25 protein-coding genes and 1 pseudogene are annotated in these 18,840 nt (G+C 38.7%); 11 read left to right on the forward strand and 15 right to left on the reverse strand.

Annotation, left to right across the window (positions count from 1 at the left end):
- Positions 1-169 precede the first annotated feature (169 nt).
- Positions 170-1,345 (forward strand): GNAT family N-acetyltransferase, encoded by a 1,176-nt coding sequence (locus tag SPD53_RS07055; protein ID WP_336252087.1) that lies wholly within the window; start codon positions 170-172, stop codon positions 1,343-1,345.
- 402 nt (positions 1,346-1,747) lie between these two features.
- On the opposite strand, the gene SPD53_RS07060 is transcribed toward SPD53_RS07055, so the two are convergent.
- The 13 genes and pseudogenes from SPD53_RS07060 to SPD53_RS07120 form a co-directional block, all read right to left on the reverse strand.
- Positions 1,748-3,127 carry a DHA2 family efflux MFS transporter permease subunit gene (locus tag SPD53_RS07060; protein ID WP_336252088.1) on the reverse strand — a complete coding sequence of 460 codons (1,380 nt, stop codon included), beginning with the start codon at positions 3,125-3,127 and terminating at the stop codon, positions 1,748-1,750.
- Positions 3,128-3,261: 134 nt separating this feature from the next.
- Entirely contained in the window at positions 3,262-3,651 is a 390-nt protein-coding gene (locus SPD53_RS07065) for a hypothetical protein (protein WP_336252089.1), read from the reverse strand.
- Positions 3,648-3,860, reverse strand: a complete 213-nt coding sequence (locus SPD53_RS07070; protein ID WP_156855313.1) for a helix-turn-helix transcriptional regulator — start codon at positions 3,858-3,860, stop codon at positions 3,648-3,650. Before SPD53_RS07070 ends, SPD53_RS07065 begins: the two co-directional genes overlap by 4 nt.
- A gap of 151 nt (positions 3,861-4,011) precedes the next feature.
- Complete coding sequence (locus SPD53_RS07075; protein ID WP_156855312.1) at positions 4,012-4,416, reverse strand: DUF4181 domain-containing protein; 405 nt, start codon at positions 4,414-4,416, stop codon at positions 4,012-4,014.
- Positions 4,417-4,465: 49 nt separating this feature from the next.
- Positions 4,466-4,981 (reverse strand): GNAT family N-acetyltransferase, encoded by a 516-nt coding sequence (locus tag SPD53_RS07080; RefSeq protein ID WP_336252090.1) that lies wholly within the window; start codon positions 4,979-4,981, stop codon positions 4,466-4,468.
- On the reverse strand, positions 4,981-5,601 hold the full coding sequence (locus SPD53_RS07085; protein ID WP_336252091.1) for a hypothetical protein: 621 nt from the start codon (positions 5,599-5,601) through the stop codon (positions 4,981-4,983). Before SPD53_RS07085 ends, SPD53_RS07080 begins: the two co-directional genes overlap by 1 nt.
- Positions 5,602-6,117: 516 nt before the next feature.
- Positions 6,118-6,363: a hypothetical protein gene (locus tag SPD53_RS07090; protein WP_156855309.1), complete on the reverse strand. Its 246-nt coding sequence runs from the start codon at positions 6,361-6,363 to the stop codon at positions 6,118-6,120.
- A 90-nt stretch (positions 6,364-6,453) separates the two neighbouring features.
- Positions 6,454-6,624, reverse strand: a complete 171-nt coding sequence (locus SPD53_RS07095) for a hypothetical protein (protein ID WP_198042583.1) — start codon at positions 6,622-6,624, stop codon at positions 6,454-6,456.
- A 230-nt stretch (positions 6,625-6,854) separates the two neighbouring features.
- Positions 6,855-7,385 (reverse strand): GNAT family N-acetyltransferase, encoded by a 531-nt coding sequence (locus SPD53_RS07100; protein WP_156855308.1) that lies wholly within the window; start codon positions 7,383-7,385, stop codon positions 6,855-6,857.
- Between the two features lie 28 nt (positions 7,386-7,413).
- Positions 7,414-8,424 carry an aminoglycoside phosphotransferase family protein gene (locus SPD53_RS07105; RefSeq protein ID WP_336252092.1) on the reverse strand — a complete coding sequence of 337 codons (1,011 nt, stop codon included), beginning with the start codon at positions 8,422-8,424 and terminating at the stop codon, positions 7,414-7,416.
- A 60-nt stretch (positions 8,425-8,484) separates the two neighbouring features.
- Positions 8,485-8,874: pseudogene (locus SPD53_RS07110) on the reverse strand (GrpB family protein); the annotation flags it as partial.
- A gap of 11 nt (positions 8,875-8,885) precedes the next feature.
- A complete protein-coding gene (locus SPD53_RS07115) occupies positions 8,886-9,305 on the reverse strand; it encodes a hypothetical protein (RefSeq protein ID WP_336252093.1) in 420 nt (139 codons plus the stop codon).
- Positions 9,306-9,503: 198 nt separating this feature from the next.
- A complete protein-coding gene (locus tag SPD53_RS07120) occupies positions 9,504-9,671 on the reverse strand; it encodes a hypothetical protein (protein ID WP_156855304.1) in 168 nt (55 codons plus the stop codon).
- A 216-nt stretch (positions 9,672-9,887) separates the two neighbouring features.
- Here SPD53_RS07120 and dnaX point away from each other — a divergent pair, with 216 nt between their 5' ends.
- The 4 genes from dnaX to SPD53_RS07140 all read left to right on the forward strand — a co-directional run bounded on the left by dnaX (position 9,888) and on the right by SPD53_RS07140 (position 12,957).
- On the forward strand, positions 9,888-11,582 hold the full coding sequence (gene dnaX / locus SPD53_RS07125) for a DNA polymerase III subunit gamma/tau (RefSeq protein WP_336252094.1): 1,695 nt from the start codon (positions 9,888-9,890) through the stop codon (positions 11,580-11,582).
- A gap of 43 nt (positions 11,583-11,625) precedes the next feature.
- A complete protein-coding gene (locus SPD53_RS07130) occupies positions 11,626-11,940 on the forward strand; it encodes a YbaB/EbfC family nucleoid-associated protein (protein WP_156855302.1) in 315 nt (104 codons plus the stop codon).
- 180 nt (positions 11,941-12,120) lie between these two features.
- On the forward strand, positions 12,121-12,717 hold the full coding sequence (gene recR, locus SPD53_RS07135; RefSeq protein WP_156855301.1) for a recombination mediator RecR: 597 nt from the start codon (positions 12,121-12,123) through the stop codon (positions 12,715-12,717).
- Between the two features lie 15 nt (positions 12,718-12,732).
- Complete coding sequence (locus tag SPD53_RS07140) at positions 12,733-12,957, forward strand: YaaL family protein (protein WP_156855300.1); 225 nt, start codon at positions 12,733-12,735, stop codon at positions 12,955-12,957.
- A gap of 355 nt (positions 12,958-13,312) precedes the next feature.
- Here the strand turns inward: SPD53_RS07140 and SPD53_RS07145 are convergent, their stop codons facing one another.
- Positions 13,313-13,882 (reverse strand): Uma2 family endonuclease, encoded by a 570-nt coding sequence (locus tag SPD53_RS07145; RefSeq protein WP_336252095.1) that lies wholly within the window; start codon positions 13,880-13,882, stop codon positions 13,313-13,315.
- 213 nt (positions 13,883-14,095) lie between these two features.
- Here SPD53_RS07145 and SPD53_RS07150 point away from each other — a divergent pair, with 213 nt between their 5' ends.
- The 3 genes from SPD53_RS07150 to SPD53_RS07160 all read left to right on the forward strand — a co-directional run bounded on the left by SPD53_RS07150 (position 14,096) and on the right by SPD53_RS07160 (position 15,784).
- The gene (locus tag SPD53_RS07150) at positions 14,096-14,218 is read left to right on the forward strand and encodes a nucleotidyltransferase domain-containing protein (RefSeq protein WP_336252096.1); all 123 of its coding nucleotides are present in this window, start codon (positions 14,096-14,098) and stop codon (positions 14,216-14,218) included.
- 171 nt (positions 14,219-14,389) lie between these two features.
- Complete coding sequence (locus SPD53_RS07155) at positions 14,390-15,214, forward strand: helix-turn-helix transcriptional regulator (protein ID WP_336252133.1); 825 nt, start codon at positions 14,390-14,392, stop codon at positions 15,212-15,214.
- Between the two features lie 126 nt (positions 15,215-15,340).
- Positions 15,341-15,784, forward strand: coding sequence for a VOC family protein (locus tag SPD53_RS07160; protein ID WP_336252097.1), 444 nt, complete (start codon positions 15,341-15,343; stop codon positions 15,782-15,784).
- A gap of 617 nt (positions 15,785-16,401) precedes the next feature.
- Here SPD53_RS07160 and SPD53_RS07165 read toward each other — a convergent pair.
- Entirely contained in the window at positions 16,402-16,953 is a 552-nt protein-coding gene (locus SPD53_RS07165; protein WP_336252098.1) for a DUF7010 family protein, read from the reverse strand.
- A gap of 175 nt (positions 16,954-17,128) precedes the next feature.
- Here SPD53_RS07165 and SPD53_RS07170 point away from each other — a divergent pair, with 175 nt between their 5' ends.
- From SPD53_RS07170 to SPD53_RS07180, 3 genes are all read left to right on the forward strand, one after another.
- Complete coding sequence (locus SPD53_RS07170) at positions 17,129-17,392, forward strand: pro-sigmaK processing inhibitor BofA family protein (RefSeq protein ID WP_156855297.1); 264 nt, start codon at positions 17,129-17,131, stop codon at positions 17,390-17,392.
- A 169-nt stretch (positions 17,393-17,561) separates the two neighbouring features.
- Positions 17,562-17,750 carry a sigma factor G inhibitor Gin gene (locus SPD53_RS07175; RefSeq protein WP_156855296.1) on the forward strand — a complete coding sequence of 63 codons (189 nt, stop codon included), beginning with the start codon at positions 17,562-17,564 and terminating at the stop codon, positions 17,748-17,750.
- A gap of 165 nt (positions 17,751-17,915) precedes the next feature.
- The gene (locus SPD53_RS07180; RefSeq protein ID WP_336252099.1) at positions 17,916-18,815 is read left to right on the forward strand and encodes a TraB/GumN family protein; all 900 of its coding nucleotides are present in this window, start codon (positions 17,916-17,918) and stop codon (positions 18,813-18,815) included.
- Positions 18,816-18,840 lie beyond the last annotated feature (25 nt).

An 18,840-nucleotide genomic window follows, 5' to 3' on the forward strand; every position in this document is an offset into this window, starting at 1 on the left:
ATAATGCAATAGAATACACGAAAACTTTATATCGCAGTGATAAATTTACTTATGACACTACTGCAGGTTAACATACGGAATATGTCACTTTTTCCTTCAAGTTAAATCCGAGCAACCGTTATTAAAATGGTTTCATTATGTATCGTTTAAAATTTAAGGAGGTACTGAAATGGGTAAAATCATTGAATTAAATCAAAGTCACTATGACGAGGTATTTTCATTATCCCAATTTGCATTCCAATATGAATTAACAGAAGAGGAATTACATCGAAAAAAGGAAGAAGCGGAAGGATATACTATATGGGGAATGATGGATGAGGAAAAGCTCGCTGCTAAGCTGCATTTGATTCCATTATCTGTATCTATTAATAACAGTCCCTTTCAGATGGGAGGGATAGCTTCAGTCGCAACATGGCCGGAATATCGCAGGAAGGGAATGGTAAAGGAACTTCTGCTTCATGCATTGCAGACAATGAAAGCACAAGGACAGACCATTTCTTTCCTCCATCCTTTCTCTGCTCCATTCTACCGTCAATATGGCTGGGAGATGGCTTTTGCAGAAAAGTATTACGAAATACCAATGAAAAATTTAAAACAGAATTGGGATGGGAAAGGCTATGTCAGAAGAACGAATAGCGACACACCTTTACTGGACTCCATTTACCGCAAGTATATAAAGAATTATAATGGCGCCATCCTGCGAGATGAAAAATGGTGGAAACAACGAGTACTAAAAGATCAGCGTATGATTGCAGTCTCCTATAATGAAGAGAACCAAGCAGAAGGATATATTATTTATCAGCTAAAAGATCGGGTGTTCAAGGTCGATGAGGTTGTCTACTGTACAACGAATGCACTTAAGGTTTTATTGCAATTTATCGCAAATCATGACTCCATGGCTGAAAAGGTAGAAATGGTTGTTCCAGAAAATGATTTATTGCCGTTACTCGTGAATGAACCGCGCTTCCAGCAAAACATTATACCGTACTTCATGGCAAGAATTGTTGATGTGGAAGCTTTTTTAAAACAATACATGCGTAGTAACCCTACAGATTTCGGTTCATTATCGATTAGGGTTGAAGATTCTTTTATAGAAGAGAATACGGGAATATACATTCTTCAGGGAACCGATGGCAAGGTTGATATTAGCTACAAGCCAATCATGAATAATATAAAAGCCCCGATGATAAGCTGCACAGTGCAACAACTTACTTCGATGCTGCTTGGCTACCAACGACCAGAAGATTTATATCATTTGGGACTGATTGATGGAACCACGCAAGCAATTGAAATATTAGAACATCTTATTCCAAGAAAACAGACGTATTTTCCAGACTTTTTCTAACTGAATGATTGGTGGGCTATTTTACGAACAATAGAATAAGTAGTTGGGTTGTAGAAAACCGAGTCCATAAGTTTAGTAGCAAGGGAAATCGCATACTGGTAGATGATAAACATCGTAGAGGGATGCTATATCCTCTACGGTGTTTATCATCTAATGAGTCATTCAATATGCCACTACATTTGTACCTGCTAATTGAAGGCTTAATTACTCTCCTAAATTACAGACGTCATGAGAGTAAAAAATCCCATTTAATGAAACAAAAAATAGATATACCAGTAAACTTTTTTCATGAATTCCTTCAATTGTTCCACATGGGACAATTTTGTCTGTACTGTCTACTCCACTATGTATATTCAACAAAGGGATATTTCTCCTTTATTAGAAACATCCTTTTTCGTTCCTTTAACTTTCTTCGCGAATAAATACAGAAAGTACCGTACCAAGGATAGCAATCCCAGCCATCACAAGAAGCGCAAATGTCGTTCCCCAGTATGTTCCGACTTTGAATGGTGCGTCCATCACAGAGGTCGTGATACTGATGATGGTAGAAAGTGAGATAATCCCAAACACCATGCCGAATTGCCGTACTGTGTTCACGATGGCAGAGCCGTGAGCCATATCTTGATTATCAAGCACGTTCATGCTCAATGTTACGAGTGGCATAAGGTTTAAACCGAAACCAGCCATGAATAAACAGAAGTACAGCATAATCCAATAGGGCGAGCTTTCCATTGTTACCGTACTCAGTAATAAAAGCGATACAGAAATGAAAGCAAAGCCAATGACTGCAATACGTTTTGTGCCGTACCGATCAAATAGATTCCCTGAAACGATGTTAATAATTGATAATAAAATGGTTCCCGGCACAAGGATAAAGCCGGATAAAAATGCATTTGTCTCGAGCACATCCTGCGCAAACATCGGCAGGATTGTCTCTGCAGATAATAATAACATCAGGTTGATGAAGACAAGAATCATAATGAGGCGGAATGTGGAATGATTGAACAATCTCAAGTCAAGTATCGGTAAAGGTAATCGATATTGCCGTGCGACAAAGAAAATAAGCGCAACTAATCCAATTCCTAGCGGTACAAGCACTAACACATCCCAAAATCCGAGTACACTAATATTACTTAAACCATAAATGAAAAAGGAAAACCCGATAGCGGATAGAATGATGGACGGAAAGTCCAGCTTTGATTGTTGTTTTTCGAGTACGTCCTCCATTAGAAATATCGCTAGGATTAACGTGACAAGTACAATCGGAAGCAGCATCCAGTGCAACGAACGCCAGCTAAAGAAATCAATAATAATTCCTGAAATGGATGGTGCACTTGCGGGGGCTACGTTAACGACTGCACCGAGGAGACCCATGGCGAATCCCCTTCTCTCATAGGGAAATACGGTTAGTAAAATTGTTTGGATGAGCGGCAGAATAATTCCTGCTCCAATTGCTTGGACAACCCGGGCAAATGTTAATGTATAAAAGTCTGGAGCGAATCCACCAATGATTGTTCCAATGAGGAGACAGGAAAGAGAAAAGACAACAAGCGACTTTGACGTAAATCGATTGGATAAGTACCCTGTCATCGGAATAAAAATAATAGTCGTAAGCAAAAATGCCGTTGTCAGCAATTGGACTTGGGTTGCATTCAAATCGAATTCCCGCATGATGGTCGGATAAGCGGTAATCAGCAAGAATTGACTGAATGTAAATAAAAAGGCTGCTGTTATAATGACAACAACAACACCCTTTGATTCGATTCTTTCTTTATTGCTCAAAAGACATCCTCCTCTATCAGTATATTCAAGCTCCCAAATCACCGATATAGAAGCATGTACTTTCAATTTTGAAAAAGCTTTGTAGATGAAGTATAAGCTTTCTGATTGCGAAGGGCGAATTCAAATATTTCAATTCATTTTTTGCTGACAATGAATGCCCCAATTCCGCTCGATAGCATATAAATAAAGATTAAAATCCATAAATAGGAGATGTTCACGTTTTCTAGCCCACTTGCAGTGACAGCAGCTAACAAAAGAAAAGCTACAGCAATAAAGCCAGTGGAAAAATAGGCATAATACTTTACCACATTATGAGTTGTCCGCTCATCAAAATCAGGCGTGTCATCTTTTTTCATTCTATTTTTCACTAAATCAATGATAAAAAATAGAATAACAGCTGATAGAGAACCTAAAATTCCTGAAAAGTCTAGCTTGCCAAAAATGAACTGCCCAAACGTCATACCGATCAAACCACCAATACCCGCTAACGTAAATACCCACTTATGAAGCTTTTTCTTTTTCATAATTTCTCCTCCTCTTCTAATATAAATATTTCTTCGATCGGGAGTTCAAAGTACTTTACTATTTTCAAAGCGAGTTCCAGGCTGGGATTATACTTATTGTTTTCAATTGCTGTCATTGTTTGCCGTGTTACTTGTAAATCCTCGGCCATCTTTAATTGTTTAATCCCCCTCTCTCGCCTTATTTTTCGTATATTGTTTCTCACAGGCATTTTTTCACCGCCTAAATGTAAAGAGGTCTTTACTTATTTTATAACATAGGTTATGAAAAATGTAAATAGAACTTTACATTTTGTCATTAAAAAACATCTGTTTCCCCACGTGGAAACAGATGTTGAAATATATTATAGGATAGATTCATCTTTATAAAAACCAGAAGAATTTCTCTAAATTATAAATAAAAACTACGGCGAAAACGAGAATGACGAGCGTTGTGATATACTGCTTGGAGTTCTTCAAATACTTCCACTCCAAAAAGGCTTGAAAACCGATAAGTATAATCATATACAGAATCCAAAATCCTTTCATCGCCGCCGAACTTTCTGATAAAACAACAAATGGAATCGCAACGAGGAAAGGAATAACAATAATTGTTTTTCCCCATCGATCGACGTTTTTACCAGGTGTTCGAGAAATTTTCTGCTTCTTTACCCCTAATAATTTGTTTAGTCCTTTTTCAACTAGGAAGATGACAAGAAAAAGGATGATGAGGACGAGTAGAGCATGATAAAAAAGTATGAAAATGATGGTCACTTCCTCTCTATTCATCCTACAATATCATAAAATACCTATTATCTGTGTTCATTGCATCGAAATATTAAAGTATTTTCGTCATAATATAATCTACTTGCTCATCATCTCCCATATAAAAGGAATGAGCACCGGTTTTAATGAAGCCTAAGCGTTTATAAAAAGCAATCGCGTTTTCATTCTTTTCCCATACCCCCAACCAGATTTTCTTTTTATGGAGGGATTCTGCAATTGCTAAAGCTTTATTGAATAAGTATTTTCCTAGGCCATTTTTGTGGAAAGCCTTTTGTATATAAATCCGCTCAATTTCAAGAGAATCTTCACCCATTTCCTCTGTCTGGGCATCACCGACATTCACCTTTAAATATCCGGCAAGCTCCCCATGAAAGTAAAGGAAAAAGAATTGGGAAGATGGATTCGATAATTCCTTTTTCAATTGTGCTGGGTGATAAGCTTTATCCATATAAGCTTTCATATTTTCTGACGTATTGTACTCTTTAAATGTTTCATTGAAAGTTTCATAACTAATTTCTTGAAGCTCGTGCAGATTTTCTATGCTGCATGGTTGTAAGTGTATTGTCATTATAAAATACTACTCCTATCTTCTTTTATCGTGATTCTTCCTCGAATCATTTGAAAACTAATCATCGCAATCCAAATCGTAAATAACAACCCGATCGCTTCATTAAAATTGTGCATATTTTGTTTTGCTTGCATGAGGAAGAACCAAGCGACGAGATAACCGAATAACTGGGTGGCTCCAACGATACATCCAAATATACCAATCTTTTTCAAGGAATCGAATGTATAGAAGCCGATCGAATGAATCATAACCCAGCAGCTTAAACAAAGGTTGGCTAGAATATACAAACTAACCGAAAGCCCGCCTTCAAGCATGGCCCACTCATATAACAGAACAGCAAAAGAATGGGTCACCGCATCTTCCGCTGTGCGGTACAAGTTAAACGCATATTCGACGGTCACTGCTTGGAGCATCAGGGATACTCCATACAAAATAAATCCGGAACAGCCCGCAACTAATGCGATAGTATTTTTTAATCGAAACTCTTTCAATTCTTTAAAATGGACGTACAGACCAATCGGTAAAAGGACGGATAGCAACATGACTAAGGCTTTACTTCCGTGGTCAAAACCTAAAAGACCTGGAAAACGACTGTAATATGTGATGCCTGTCTGTGCCATTGTGGCTTTATCAGTGATGGCCACAGGATTTAACTGATTAAATATAAGATGAATGACCATCCAAATTATTAGAATGGAAACGTGTATGAAACCAGCCCAACCAATTGCCTTCCTCCCCCTATGTCGCTTGTCTATCGCGAGTTATATTTATTGAATACTCAACTTTCGCAGTCTAAAACAGTAAGCTATCCCTGGTATAATTAGTACAACCAGTAATTCATTGTAGCTTTGGTCACGATTCCAAGACCTTACTCAAGGGAGTAGAAACGTTTTAACTTTTAATTGCCCATTTGAACAAGTTCTGAATTCATTCGTGCAATAAGAGCTGCTCTAATCCCCCGAATGAGCAAGATTAGAATTTATTCGTGTAATAAGAGCTGCTCTAATCCCCCGAATGAGCAAGATTAGAATTTATTCGTGCAATAAGAGCTGCTCTAATCCCCCGAATGAGCAAGATTAGAATTTATTCGTGCAATAAGAGCTGCTCTAATCCTCCGAATGAGCAAAATTAAGATTTCATTCATGCAATAAGAGGTGCTGAATATGAAGCTTTTTTCTGGAGGTATGAAAAAAATATAATTCGTGTCTCGGTTTTTCTTTTTGTAGTTTTGCATGCCTCTGGAGAGCTTCCATCGAATTGTCAAAGTAGTCAATTACAGCTATATCATCAATCTTCCGGTAGTTATTGTCTGAATGAGCCTTAATCGCTTCAAAAACAACCCATTTATTTGGATAAGTTAACCGAACCTCTTCCCATAGCATGCTTTAACCTCCTTAAACAATTAATCCCTAATCATAATATGTAATAGAAAAAAATTTAAGATGAATTAATAGTTTATCAAATAATATATTTTAACTTTTGAATTCTTTTGAATTAGCATGCAGTATCTTCTTTAAAGTCGAATGGATATTTTGCAAGGTTAATAAAATAAACCCGAGCATAACAAATGTGACGATTTCTCCCGTAACTATCGATAGTCCCGCTAATAGCACAGCATATATAACGTAAAACCAGTTATTCATGTGTAATCACCTCCCTAATACTTTAATTATCTACAAAATGCTCTTGTTTTATTAGAATTACTCAAACATCCTATTTTGAATGATTAGATGAACACAGTGTTTACTCAGTATCGGAATATTAGCTACTAGTGGTCGTATCGCTAAATATAAGGCTTTCCACAGCTTCTTTCGCCCTCGTACCTAAGTTCCATAGCATTTTTATTTTATAGTTTCCTGCTATAAAAAAAGTCTTAAACTAATTTATACATAAGAATATCATCTACATATTCCGTTTCATTTAATTTAATCTCCTTAATTTTCCTCCCCTCTTCGACAAATCCCATACTTTTATATAAAGAAATCGCCCGTATGTTTGTTGAAAATACCCCAAGACTTACCTTTTCAATCAAGGGATTCCTTTCCGCCCACCGCAATAGCTCGTTAATGAGCGCCTTACCAATGCCCAGTCCCCGGTAATCTTTCTGGATCATCATTCCGAATGATCCGGTATGAAGCAATCGTTTCCGTTTTGGTGATTGAATGACTAACCAGCCAATAATTTTCCCTTCTATTTCAGCAACTAAAATTGTTTCCCTCTCATTTTCTAAAATTCTCTTCATCCACTGTATTTGATCTTTTAAAGTATTTCCGAATTCCTTCGATACCGTGATCAAATATTCATTTTCTGCAACCACTTCTTTTTGGATATTTAATAAAGCTTGTGCATCTTCTAATTTTCCTGTTCTGACCCAGGCCTTAATATTGTCTCCCGTTACAGCCATAGACTATTCCCCTTTTATCCATGTCATCTTAATCTACAAGACTAGCTATTAATTCCGTATAAGGTGCTGCCCATTCGGAAAAGGATATAGAATCATCCCAAGTAGCTGTTTTCGTTGCCTTTCCATTACCCCAATCCAAAACTCTCTGGTGTAGCATATGTACCTTTAAGCGACTCTTTATGAAATTCCTACCACTCCATCCTTCAAAATATTTATTTAGCATATGCTTTGCAATCCCTGTTTCATTATGATTGAGGTAATAGGTCACCATTTTAATTAAATCTGAAACCGGATCTCCAAAATAAGAATTTGTAAAATCAAATACACCACTAATGCGCCATCCGCTTTCCCCTGAATTTACAAGGAAGTTACCAGGCTTGAAATCTCCCATTATAAAGGTTGGTGAGTCCAGGCTATGAAAGGCTTCCTTAGCCTCTGCTAGTAGTGACCGAGACCACTCTATATCTTCATCGGTGATTGTTGAATATTTTTTCGCGTCTTCCAGCCAGAACATTATCCGCTGGAAAATCCAGTCGGTATAGGTAGGCTTAAGAGGAGTAATCTTCATTGTTTCTATATGAAGCTCACCAAAGTCAGCTACTTTCCATTTATGGAAGATAGTTAATGTGCTAGCGATTGATTCAGCTATTTGTAATTTGTTTTCTTTCGTGAGTGTATTTTTCAACTGTGCAGAATCGATATGCTCCCCCGGTAAGTGTGGCATAAGGGCGTAACTCCAACCGAAAATATCAGAAGACTTATCAATGAGATAAGGAATTGGAACCGGCGTATCTGTTCTTTTCTCGATATTTTCAATAAAAAACTTTTCTTCTTCCAATTGTCCGTGATAAAGCGGATTTCCTTTTAAAATAAAATCCCCTTTTGTAGAGGAAACGAACATCGTTTGCCCCATTGCACCTAGCTCTGTTTTTCTGGATGAAATGAGAGTGCCTAGATTAAATCGATCAAGCATTGCTTGAAGCTGGTTATGATGTATGGTACCAAGCTTTTTGGATGCAAAAATTATTTTAGACGTCATGTTAATTCACCTATTATTTATTTTGTTTAAATTCCCTAGAATAGAGGGTATTTCCCGCAAATCATCGATAATAAAGTCTGCTTGCGGATGATTCCATTGTTCTTGTAAAAATTGGCTTCCCTGTTGGTACATATGAATTTAGTGTGTTCTCGGCTCGCCTTTATTAAAATAGTGTCGCTCCGGTAAAATATTCGTTCCCTTATAGGAATAACCTAATTCTTTTAATGGTGAAACACACAACTCTCCATCCGAAAAGCTTCTAAGTTCGATACCAATATCTATAATCGGTTTGGCAGATAAATGCTTTACTGCTGTACTCCCGATATGGTGAATGCCAACAATATACTTACCAATTTGAGTTTCTATTCTTTCTTTTTCCAATTCAAATTCTCGCTCCCACTTTTCCGACCACGGAATTAAATAGACTGCTCCTTTTGGTAGTCCGAGCATAGGCTCCCTCCTTACTTGGATTCGACTGTATACTCTATTTCTTCTTCAAATAACTCACCAGTCACTGTTTCCCATGCTACTGTAATTGTTATATTGCTAATCTCATCACGCAATTTGTCAACATCAAAATCAGGCAGATCGATAATTAATGGAAAAGAAGTGAAGGACCCATCTAAATCCCTGTGTTCACCGGATGCTCCAATACGAAATGATTTAGGATAATTTATTTCATATGAAAAGTTCCGTAGTTGATCGCTGCCTAGATATTCCAACGTCCCATTTCCAATCTTTTCATGTTCACCTAGTTCATAATTTATTGTAGATTCCCATGTATTACTACTTCCTTCAGCCTTTGTAATTTGTTGTCCAGAACAACCAGTGAGCAACATTATAGTGATAAACAGTATTAAATTGAATCTGCTTTTTACCATTTCTTCCCCTTTCTTTTCCGGTCAAAAAATCTTTGCTGATTTAAGCGTATCTGTTCATGCCCTCAAACAGATGATTATATTCATAGGCATCATATATGACAGCGGGATATTGGTTAGTATTGTAATTGATCTTCTCGGCATAATGAGAATAACTGTATTACTTGTTTCCTTATCCTGGCATCAAGGCTCCCCCGGAAATCATTTTTGCTTTTTCTCTAAATCTTGCACCCTATTTTCCAATTCCATTATCTTTTCCCTTAATTCATCCGTCGGTTTTTTCATTCGTTGAGTCAATCCTCCAATTATGCCAAGTACAGCTATAATCACGATGATTAACCCTATTACAAACATGAGGATGATCTCCATTTTATTAACTCCTTTCTGGTTGAACATAATCATTTCATGTATTCGGTAATTTCAGTCTACATGAAATGATAGTTTAAAGAAATAGTTTCTAAATGAAAAGAAAATAGAAAATGAAACCCCTCCTCTAAGTTTTTCAGGATGTTACCCTTCATCAGTTCACATTCACCCCCTAAATCGGGTATAATTAGAAGTAGAATGTAGAGGAGAGTCTGTATCATGAGCTATCAAGCTTTATATCGCGTTTGGCGGCCTCAAGTCTTCGAGGACGTTGTTGGACAAACACATATTACACGTACCCTGAAGAATGCTATCCGTGAGCAGAAGTTTTCGCATGCTTATTTATTCACCGGACCTCGTGGAACAGGAAAAACGAGTGCAGCGAAGATTTTTGCGAAAACGATTAACTGTGAACAAAATCCAGATGGAGAGCCGTGCAATGAATGTAATGCATGTCGCGGGATTCAGGATGGGTCGATTTCCGATATTATTGAGATTGACGCTGCGTCGAACACGAGTGTCGATGATATTCGAGAAATCCGTGATAAAGTAAAATATGCACCGAGTGCCGTTTCCTATAAGGTTTATATTATTGATGAGGTTCATATGATCTCTGTGAACGCATTTAATGCGCTCTTAAAAACTTTGGAGGAGCCACCACAGCATGTCGTGTTTATTTTGGCGACGACCGAACCACATAAAATTCCACTGACAATCATTTCCCGCTGTCAACGTTTTGATTTTAAACCAATATCCAATGAAGCAATTGTCGGCCGGATGAAAACAATCGTTCAAACAGATGAACAGAACGTGACTGACGAAGCACTGGATGCGATTGCCCGGACGGCAGAAGGTGGGATGCGTGATGCGCTAAGTATTCTAGACCAGGCGATTTCCTATAGTAGTGAAGAGGTTACGTTAGAGGATGTGCTCGCTGTAACAGGCGGGGTTTCTCAAGGAATTTTAACGGAAATTATAAAAGCAATGGTAGAAAAGGATGTACAGCATGCAATCAAGCTGCTCGATACGATCATCCAGGAAGGGAAAGACCCTGGACGTTTCGTGTACGATCTCATCTACTTCATGCGTGATCTGCTGCTCTATAAGAGTAATCCGGACTTGGAAGGAATGCTTGAGCGCGCCCGGGTCGATGAAGCTTTCCGTGAATTGGCAGAGCTAACACCGGTTGACTGGATTCAAGAGGCGATCACCCGTCTGAACACATGCCAGCAGGAAATCAAGTGGAGCAACAGTCCGAAAGTATATATTGAAATAGCGATTTTAACGATTACGAATGGGTCTGATGCTGCAGGGAATCAAGCTGGAGTGGCAAGTGATGAGGTACTTCGTTTAACCGAGAAGCTTGCACAGGTTGAGAAGCAACTTGCCCGCATGAAGGAACAGCCGCCGGCCGCTGCAAGTGAGCCGGTACCACAGCGCGAGCAAAGACGTGCTCCGTCCCGTGGATCAAAGAGCAGCTTTAAAGTTCCAACTGAACAGATCTATGCTGTTTTAAGGGAAGCGGAGAAGCAGGAGTTACGCCAAGTACAAGGAAACTGGGCGAACTTTTTAGAAAGGCTTAAAGGCACGAATGCCCCGGCCCATGCAACGATTCAGGACAGTAAACCGGTTGCAGCTTCACCGGACGCGCTCGTTGTTGCATTTAAATATGAGATTCACTGTAATCTTTTCCTCGATAATCGGGAATTGGTTGAATCTGTTCTCGCAAGTGTCGTAGGAAAACAGCTGCAAATTATTCCAATCCCTGAGGCAAATTGGCTGGAGGTCAGGCAAGCATTCCTCGATTCTCATGAAAAGGATAAGCCTGAGGAAAATGAAGCGGAACAAAGTGACCCGCTCGTTGAAGAAGCAAGGAAACTTGTCGGTGATGATTTATTAGAAATAGAAGAGTAAGACTCTTTTTTAAAAAAAGAAATGATAATGAGGAGGTATTTCCATGAGAGGAAATATGAATAATATGATGAAACAAATGCAGAAAATGCAAAAGAAAATGATGAAGGCGCAAGAAGAACTACATGAAATGACGTTTGAGGCTTCTGCCGGCGGTGGTATGGTAACTGTAACGGCGAATGGCAAAAAAGAAGTCACAGATGTAGAAATTAAAGAAGAAGTAGTCGATCCAGATGATGTTGAAATGCTGCAAGATTTAATCATCGCCGCAACGAATGATGTGTTGAAGCAAATCGATGATAAAACAGAAGCAACGATGGGACAGTTTACAAAAGGCTTAAATATGCCTGGAATGTTTTAATAAACGCGTTTCGACGGGTAACCTCACTCGTATGAATCGCTTTCGGCTTGAAGTACCTGTTTTTACACGTCCGGCCAAGCACCCAGCAGCTAGTAAACTTCAAACTCGTTGCTAAACGGGTGCTTGCGTCTTTGTATTAAGCAGGTGCTTTTTGCCCTTATCGTTTAGGAGGCATAATGAATGTATTACCCAGAACCGATATCAAAGCTGATGGATAGCTTTATGAAATTGCCAGGAATTGGCCCGAAAACTGCTGTTCGTCTGGCTTTTTATGTTTTGAATATGAAGGACGATGATGTCTTGGACTTCGCGAATGCATTAGTGAATGCGAAGCGCGAACTGACCCACTGCTCGATTTGTGGTCATATTACAGATAAGGAAATCTGTGCAGTCTGCTCGGATTCAAGTCGGGATGGGTCGATTATTTGTGTGGTGGAAGATCCGAAAGACGTCATCGCAATGGAGAAGATGAAGGAATACAATGGTAAATATCATGTTCTTCACGGTGCAATTTCGCCGATGGACGGAATTGGACCAGAAGATATCAATGTCCCTGATCTAATAAATCGCTTGAAAGATGAAGAGGTTGAAGAGCTGATTCTGGCGACCAATGCCAATATAGAAGGGGAAGCAACTGCAATGTATATTTCCCGATTAGTGAAGCCATCTGGCATTCGTACGACAAGAATCGCCCACGGACTTCCAGTAGGCGGAGACTTGGAATATGCGGATGAAGTGACACTATCAAGGGCATTAGAAGGAAGAAGAGATTTATAAGATTGGGTGAAGAACATGGCAAGAAAGCTGAAAAAGAAACATATAGATACGGAGTTACTTGATAGTATTTTTGCTTTAGAAAGGGAATGGAAGCAAATTCGCGAGCTGGGGATGAGAAGCATCGATCGGACCTTGGAAAGTATAGCCGCAGAACAAGTCGCACAGGCAAAATACTTATACTTGCTCCGCGAAGCAAGACGCCGCAATGTAAATGCATTATATGTACAAGATAAGAAATGAACAGACGCCTGGACGTCTGTTTTTTGTTCAAAGATAAGAAACTATAAAATAAAGATGCTGTGATAACCTCACAGGTGCAGCCAGATATCTTTTCATTTGGCGTCTTGGCTGCAGAAGCATACACGCAGTGGCCCCATGTCAAGTTTTTCGGAACTTATACCGAGGGTATGTGTAGGTACTTTAATCGTTAAGCACACGCCACGAAGGCAAAAATACTCTACGACGGTGAGCATCCTAATATCCGTGGGTTTTCATACTAAAGTTAATCGAACGCGAGTTTTTTACAGATGTTCCGTGGACTAACATTAAAACAAACAACAGCGAGATATTTGCTGTTGTTTGTTAACTTTTGTATTTAATCAAAAAACAAATTTTTAGTTTCGATTTTAAAGTTTTCAAATAGTCTAGAAGTCGCTATCTCGTTCTCGTTGACTAAATCAAATTGCACCTCTGCATTTTCATCAAGTGTATAAATCATTATGCGTTTTTCCATTGGATCAACAATCCAATATTCCTTAACTCCATGTTCCATATAAAGATTTAGCTTTCTTACTAAGTCGTGAGATTTATTTGATGGACTTAATATTTCAATGATAAATTCTGGTGCTCCTACATATTCATTTTCAGTGAAGTTTTCAGGATTACATGTCACAAATAAGTCAGGAACAACTCTTTTATTTTTATTTTTATTATTCTCGTTTTGTTCAAACATTACATCCGTTGGTGCAGAAAACACTTCACAACCGCTATTTTTTAATGAATTATGAAGTTCTCCGTGAAGAAAAGACGATATCCTTTGATGTTTTATACTTGGAGATGGAGACATGTAAATAATTCCATCAATATATTCCAATATTTTATCCGTTTGTTGTTGTTTCTCTTCGAATTCTTCATAGGTGTTGAAATTTTTGTCTGTTAAACTCAAATCAATCACCATCCTTATTTAAATTATAGCCGAATTCTTATTATAAATAAATTATATACACCTATTAATTTTGCCATCCAAAACAGGAATTTACAATGTGTTTTTAATCAAACTTTATTTCAAAGCTACAGGTGATTGGGGATGTTAAGTTATCTCAACAAGAAATCTTTGATGAATTGTTAAAAAACTTAAATACATGGAAAGAAATATATGATGTTAAGCGAATTGGTTTGTTTCGGTTCCTACAGCCACAAGGAGCAAAAAGATTCCAGCGACATTGATGTGATAGTATCAATGTCTCTTCGATTCCATTGCACCCTTCGCCTTGGATGGTAATAGTAATATTTATCACTCTGGTCAATGTATTTGCACATGATTTTCTTAAATATTTTTCACCGGTGATTCTAAAGGGTATCTTTGCTGAGAAGAGTTTAAAAAATCCATGCTTTGACGTAAACTGAAAATATGGTATATGTTATTTAGAAACAATTGAAGGTAGTGATTGTTATGACTCTTTTTCGTACATACCGTCCACATCCCCCCTTGTCGGCTTATATAAATATTTTTTGGCTATATAAAGGCTATCACCCACCTCACAAAATGGAGCGAGTACTTCCGGACGGGTCTATGGAATTGATTATCAATCTTAAAGAAGACTTGATTAATGTATACGATCAAAAGAATCATGAACAGTTCAAAAGTTTACGTGGAAGCTTGATCTCTGGTCCGCATTCAAATTTTGCTGTTATCGACACAGCATGTCAAGCGTCAACCATAGGGGTTCATTTTAAGCCCGGTGGTGCTTTCCCATTTCTTAACCTACCGGCTGATGAATTGCGTAATGAGCATGTGTCGTTTGAGGAGCTTTGGGGAACAAAAGCTACCGAAATGCGTGAACAGCTCCTTAATACCGAAATGCCGCTTGCTAAATTCCAAATTCTCGAGCAATACTTAATGGGGGTGCTGACTCAAGCTTCCCTAAACCATCCAGCTGTTGTTTTCGCACTAAAGAAATTTCAGGGTTTCCCCCATCAATGGAAAATTGCTGATGTGACTGAACAAATCGGTTTGAGTTCACGGCGATTTATTCAGGTATTCAAGGAAGAAGTCGGATTGACACCCAAACAATTTTGTCGTGTCCAACGCTTCCAGAATGTACTTCGTCTTATCGAAGGTGGGGAACCAGTCGATTGGACAGATATTGCTTTAATCTGCGGCTATTATGACCAAGCACATTTCATCCACGACTTTCGGTCTTTTTCTGGCTTTAGCCCAACAACCTATCACTTGCATCAAGGTAAACATAAAAATCATGTTTCGCTTGGCAGGTAGGGTCATTTTTTTACAATACAACTCGTTCCAATGTGATTTAGAATAAATTTGATGCGATTGTTCCCTGTAGTTGACCTAATTTGGGGATAAATGCATTCACATTTTAATCAATGGGAGGAATGTTTTATGACACCTAAAACAAAAGCCATACCGGAGGGGCATCACGCTGTGACACCGTACATGATTATTAAGGATGCAATCGATGCCATAATGTTTTACAAAAAGGCGTTTGGAGCAACTGAATTGATGCGTGTAACAGACAAGAGTGGAAAGGTTCGGCATGCGGAGATTAAGATTGGAGATTCACGAATTATGATTGTGGACGAGTTTCCGAGACACTCAATTATGAAGAGCCCTGAGTCTCTTGGAGGAACTACAATACATCTTTTTCTTTATGTCGAGAACGTAGATGCTCTTTTTGCACAAGCTATTGATGCAGGTGCAAAGGAACTGATGCCTGTAGAAGATCATCCGGAAGGTGATCGACGTGGGGGTGTAACGGATCCATTTGGGCACATTTGGTGGATCGCAACACATATAAAGGATATACCGCTTGAGGAAATCGAGTAGCACTATGTTGTTGCGTGATCTCTGTTATAGTTTTACATCTTCCACAAAAGAGCGCGATTGTTTAGGAACAACAGTAGAAAATGGTCAAAGTTGGTCCTGCTTCATAACATACTTTTAGATACTCAATATTTCCTAGTTTATTTCCTAATTTACTTAAGGCCACTGGTGTGTTAGGAATCATACCGTAGTATCTAGGCTTTTCTTAGTGATTGCGACAGCGATTTCTTCCTTCGAGACGTCTAAACCAACGCATGTTGCGGTATTCTTCATTGTAATGGCTCCTTTCGTAATGTAGCTCTGATTTGTTTTACTTGCTATTCAGTATGCCAAAATCAACCTACAAAATTACGATCAGGGAGCCATTTTTGTTCATAAATAAGTATCTCATTCTGGTAAAAAGGAAGTTCAATTAAGTTCGCTCACGTATGAGGCAACATCGAACTACCTCCCATCCTGGGAGGCACAGTTTGTACGTTGCTGCGACTACTGGAAGTGCTAGTACAAATGCTCTTCGGTGGGACGAGTAATCGCAGTCCCAAGCGTTCGAAACGAATCGCGTACTTAGCCTGTAAGGGCGCTTGCGCCTTTGATCTGGAAAAGTCCTACCATTGGCAGGACTATTCGTTTGTTTTACCGCGGTATTCTTGATACAGCCAAATAACTAAGATAGAAAGTAGAATTACCGTCGTGAGCGGCACAATCCATAATCTTTCTACCGCTAGATTCCAGCCGATCAGCATAATCGCAATGGAGATGACTGGCGACATGACGTAATAGGCTTTTGACTGATAAAACCAACCATATGGAAAGAAGTGCGCCCCTGTAATAATCGCAAAAATAACAGCAATTTCCGTATTTGTGCCAATCGCCCAAAAAAGGATGGGAAAATAGACAAATTGGGCGACATTTAAAATCAAACCGAGGGTACTTAAAGGATTCCCTTCTAATTTCCAATCTGCTTTCAGAAGGTGATTAAAAGCAATTGAAAGCGGGAACATAACTCCCGTCGCAAATAACATACCAATTGTTTTATAATAAATATCGAGATTTGTTAAAAAGATGACTGTGATGATCATCCAAACAACTAACCCTGCTGCTAGAAAGCCAATTCCATTTTTTCCTCTAATGGATAGCTCATTTCTTATCTCAGCGAAATTCAGAATTTCCACCTCCCTCCATTATCTGACATTCTAAGAATACCACCATAAAAGAGTTATTGGAATACGCTCTATACCTTTCACTTCTATAATTATTTCCAGCGCATATATATAAGATGACCGGGACACGGGGTCAAAGCAACTGTCCCACTGGAGCACTAATTTTAATGTCGAAGGAGTGTAAGAAATGAGTTCAACTTTAATCATTATCATTATGATTTCCGTTATTGTCTTGCTCCTCACCATTGGAGCACCTGTCAAGCCAATGAAAATAATTGGACAAGGGTCTGTGAAACTAGTAATTGGCGTTTTATTATTATTCTTCGTCAACGTATTCGGGGCAAACTTCGGCATCCACGTCCCAATTAACCTATTCACCGCCCTCGTCTCCGGCCTACTTGGACTATTCGGTGTCGGATCCCTCGTAGCCCTCCATGTCTTCATTCTGTAAAACTGGGACATGGGGTCAGTGCATTTGTCCCGATTCCGCCCAATCATGTGCACATTCTATTTACCTTCTTGCCTCCATACGCCCATTTTTATTATGAAAATAGCATTTTTCACATTTTGTGAATAAGATACAACAGATTAGGAGATACTATGCTCATGGAGGTGGGGAGATGGAAGCTAAAGCGCTGAAACACTGCGGAATCTGTGAGGAAGATAAGGAGCATGGGATTCATTTATACACGATGTTTATTTGCAAGGAGTGCGAATATAATATAATCCACACAGAACCACGCGAAGAGAAGTACCGTTACTACGTGAAAAAACTAAAAAATGTAAACCAGCAACAGTTATTTTCCTAGAGTCTTTGTTTTCGCAAAGGCTTTTTATTTTGCATTTATATCTAAAGACAAAGACAGGAAACTTTTGCAAAGTCAGTTACCAGCATGGTATTCTGGATGAGAGTTTTCTTTTTAACTTTCTGAATAGTTATAATTGATTTGTCCATATGAAAAAGAGGTGATTAGTTGAAGAAAATTTTACTTACGATGATTGTCATGGTTACCGTGCTTTTCGGTTGTCAAAGTGATACGGCTGAGGAGCGGAATGATGGCGGTTTTCTCTGGAAAGTAGAAAATGAGGACACGACTGTTTATCTGCAAGGGACGATTCATGTAGGCAATGAAGATTTCTATCCATTAAATAAAAAAATTGAGGATGCTTATGAAGAATCTGATGTTGTTCTGCCTGAAATTGATTTGAATGAGGTCGATCCTAGCATTTCTCAAACGTTGATGATGGAGCTTGCCATGTACGAAGACGGCCAGACGATAGCTGATGATTTAACCGAGGATACATATGCAGCTTTAGAGGAAATCCTTCAAGAGAATGGCATAAGCATCGAAATGGTTCAGCAATTCAAGCCGTGGTTCATGGAAATGCTGCTGATGGAATTTGCGCTGGAGGAGACGGAATATAGTCCAGAATATGCGGTGGACCAATATTTCTTAGACCGAGCGGCCGAGGATGGAAAAGAAATCCGAGAACTGGAATCATTTGAAGAACAGCTCATGATGCTATCAGGATTCTCCGATGAATTACAACTCGAAATGCTGGAAAATGCTATTTTAAATTATGATGATATGGCGGAAGGATTAGATGAAATCACCGCACACTGGTTGAGTGGTGCAACGGAAGAATTGAGTGGAACAACTGATGTTGAGGAAAGTTTTGAAGGCTATGAAGAATACATGGAGGAAATGAATACGAATCGTAATATTGGCATGGCAGACACGATTCTTGAACTGCTTGAAGAAGATAGCGGTGAAAAGTATTTTGTCTTTGTCGGTGCGATGCATATGGTGGAAGAACCAAGCATTGTTTCATTGATTGAAGATGATGGTTATAAGGTTGAACATATTTATTAAGCGGAGCCCCTTTTAGATATTTTTT

The organism is Oceanobacillus sp. MO10714A (genome assembly GCF_037072045.1).
GTDB lineage: Bacteria > Bacillota > Bacilli > Bacillales > Amphibacillaceae > Oceanobacillus > Oceanobacillus indicireducens.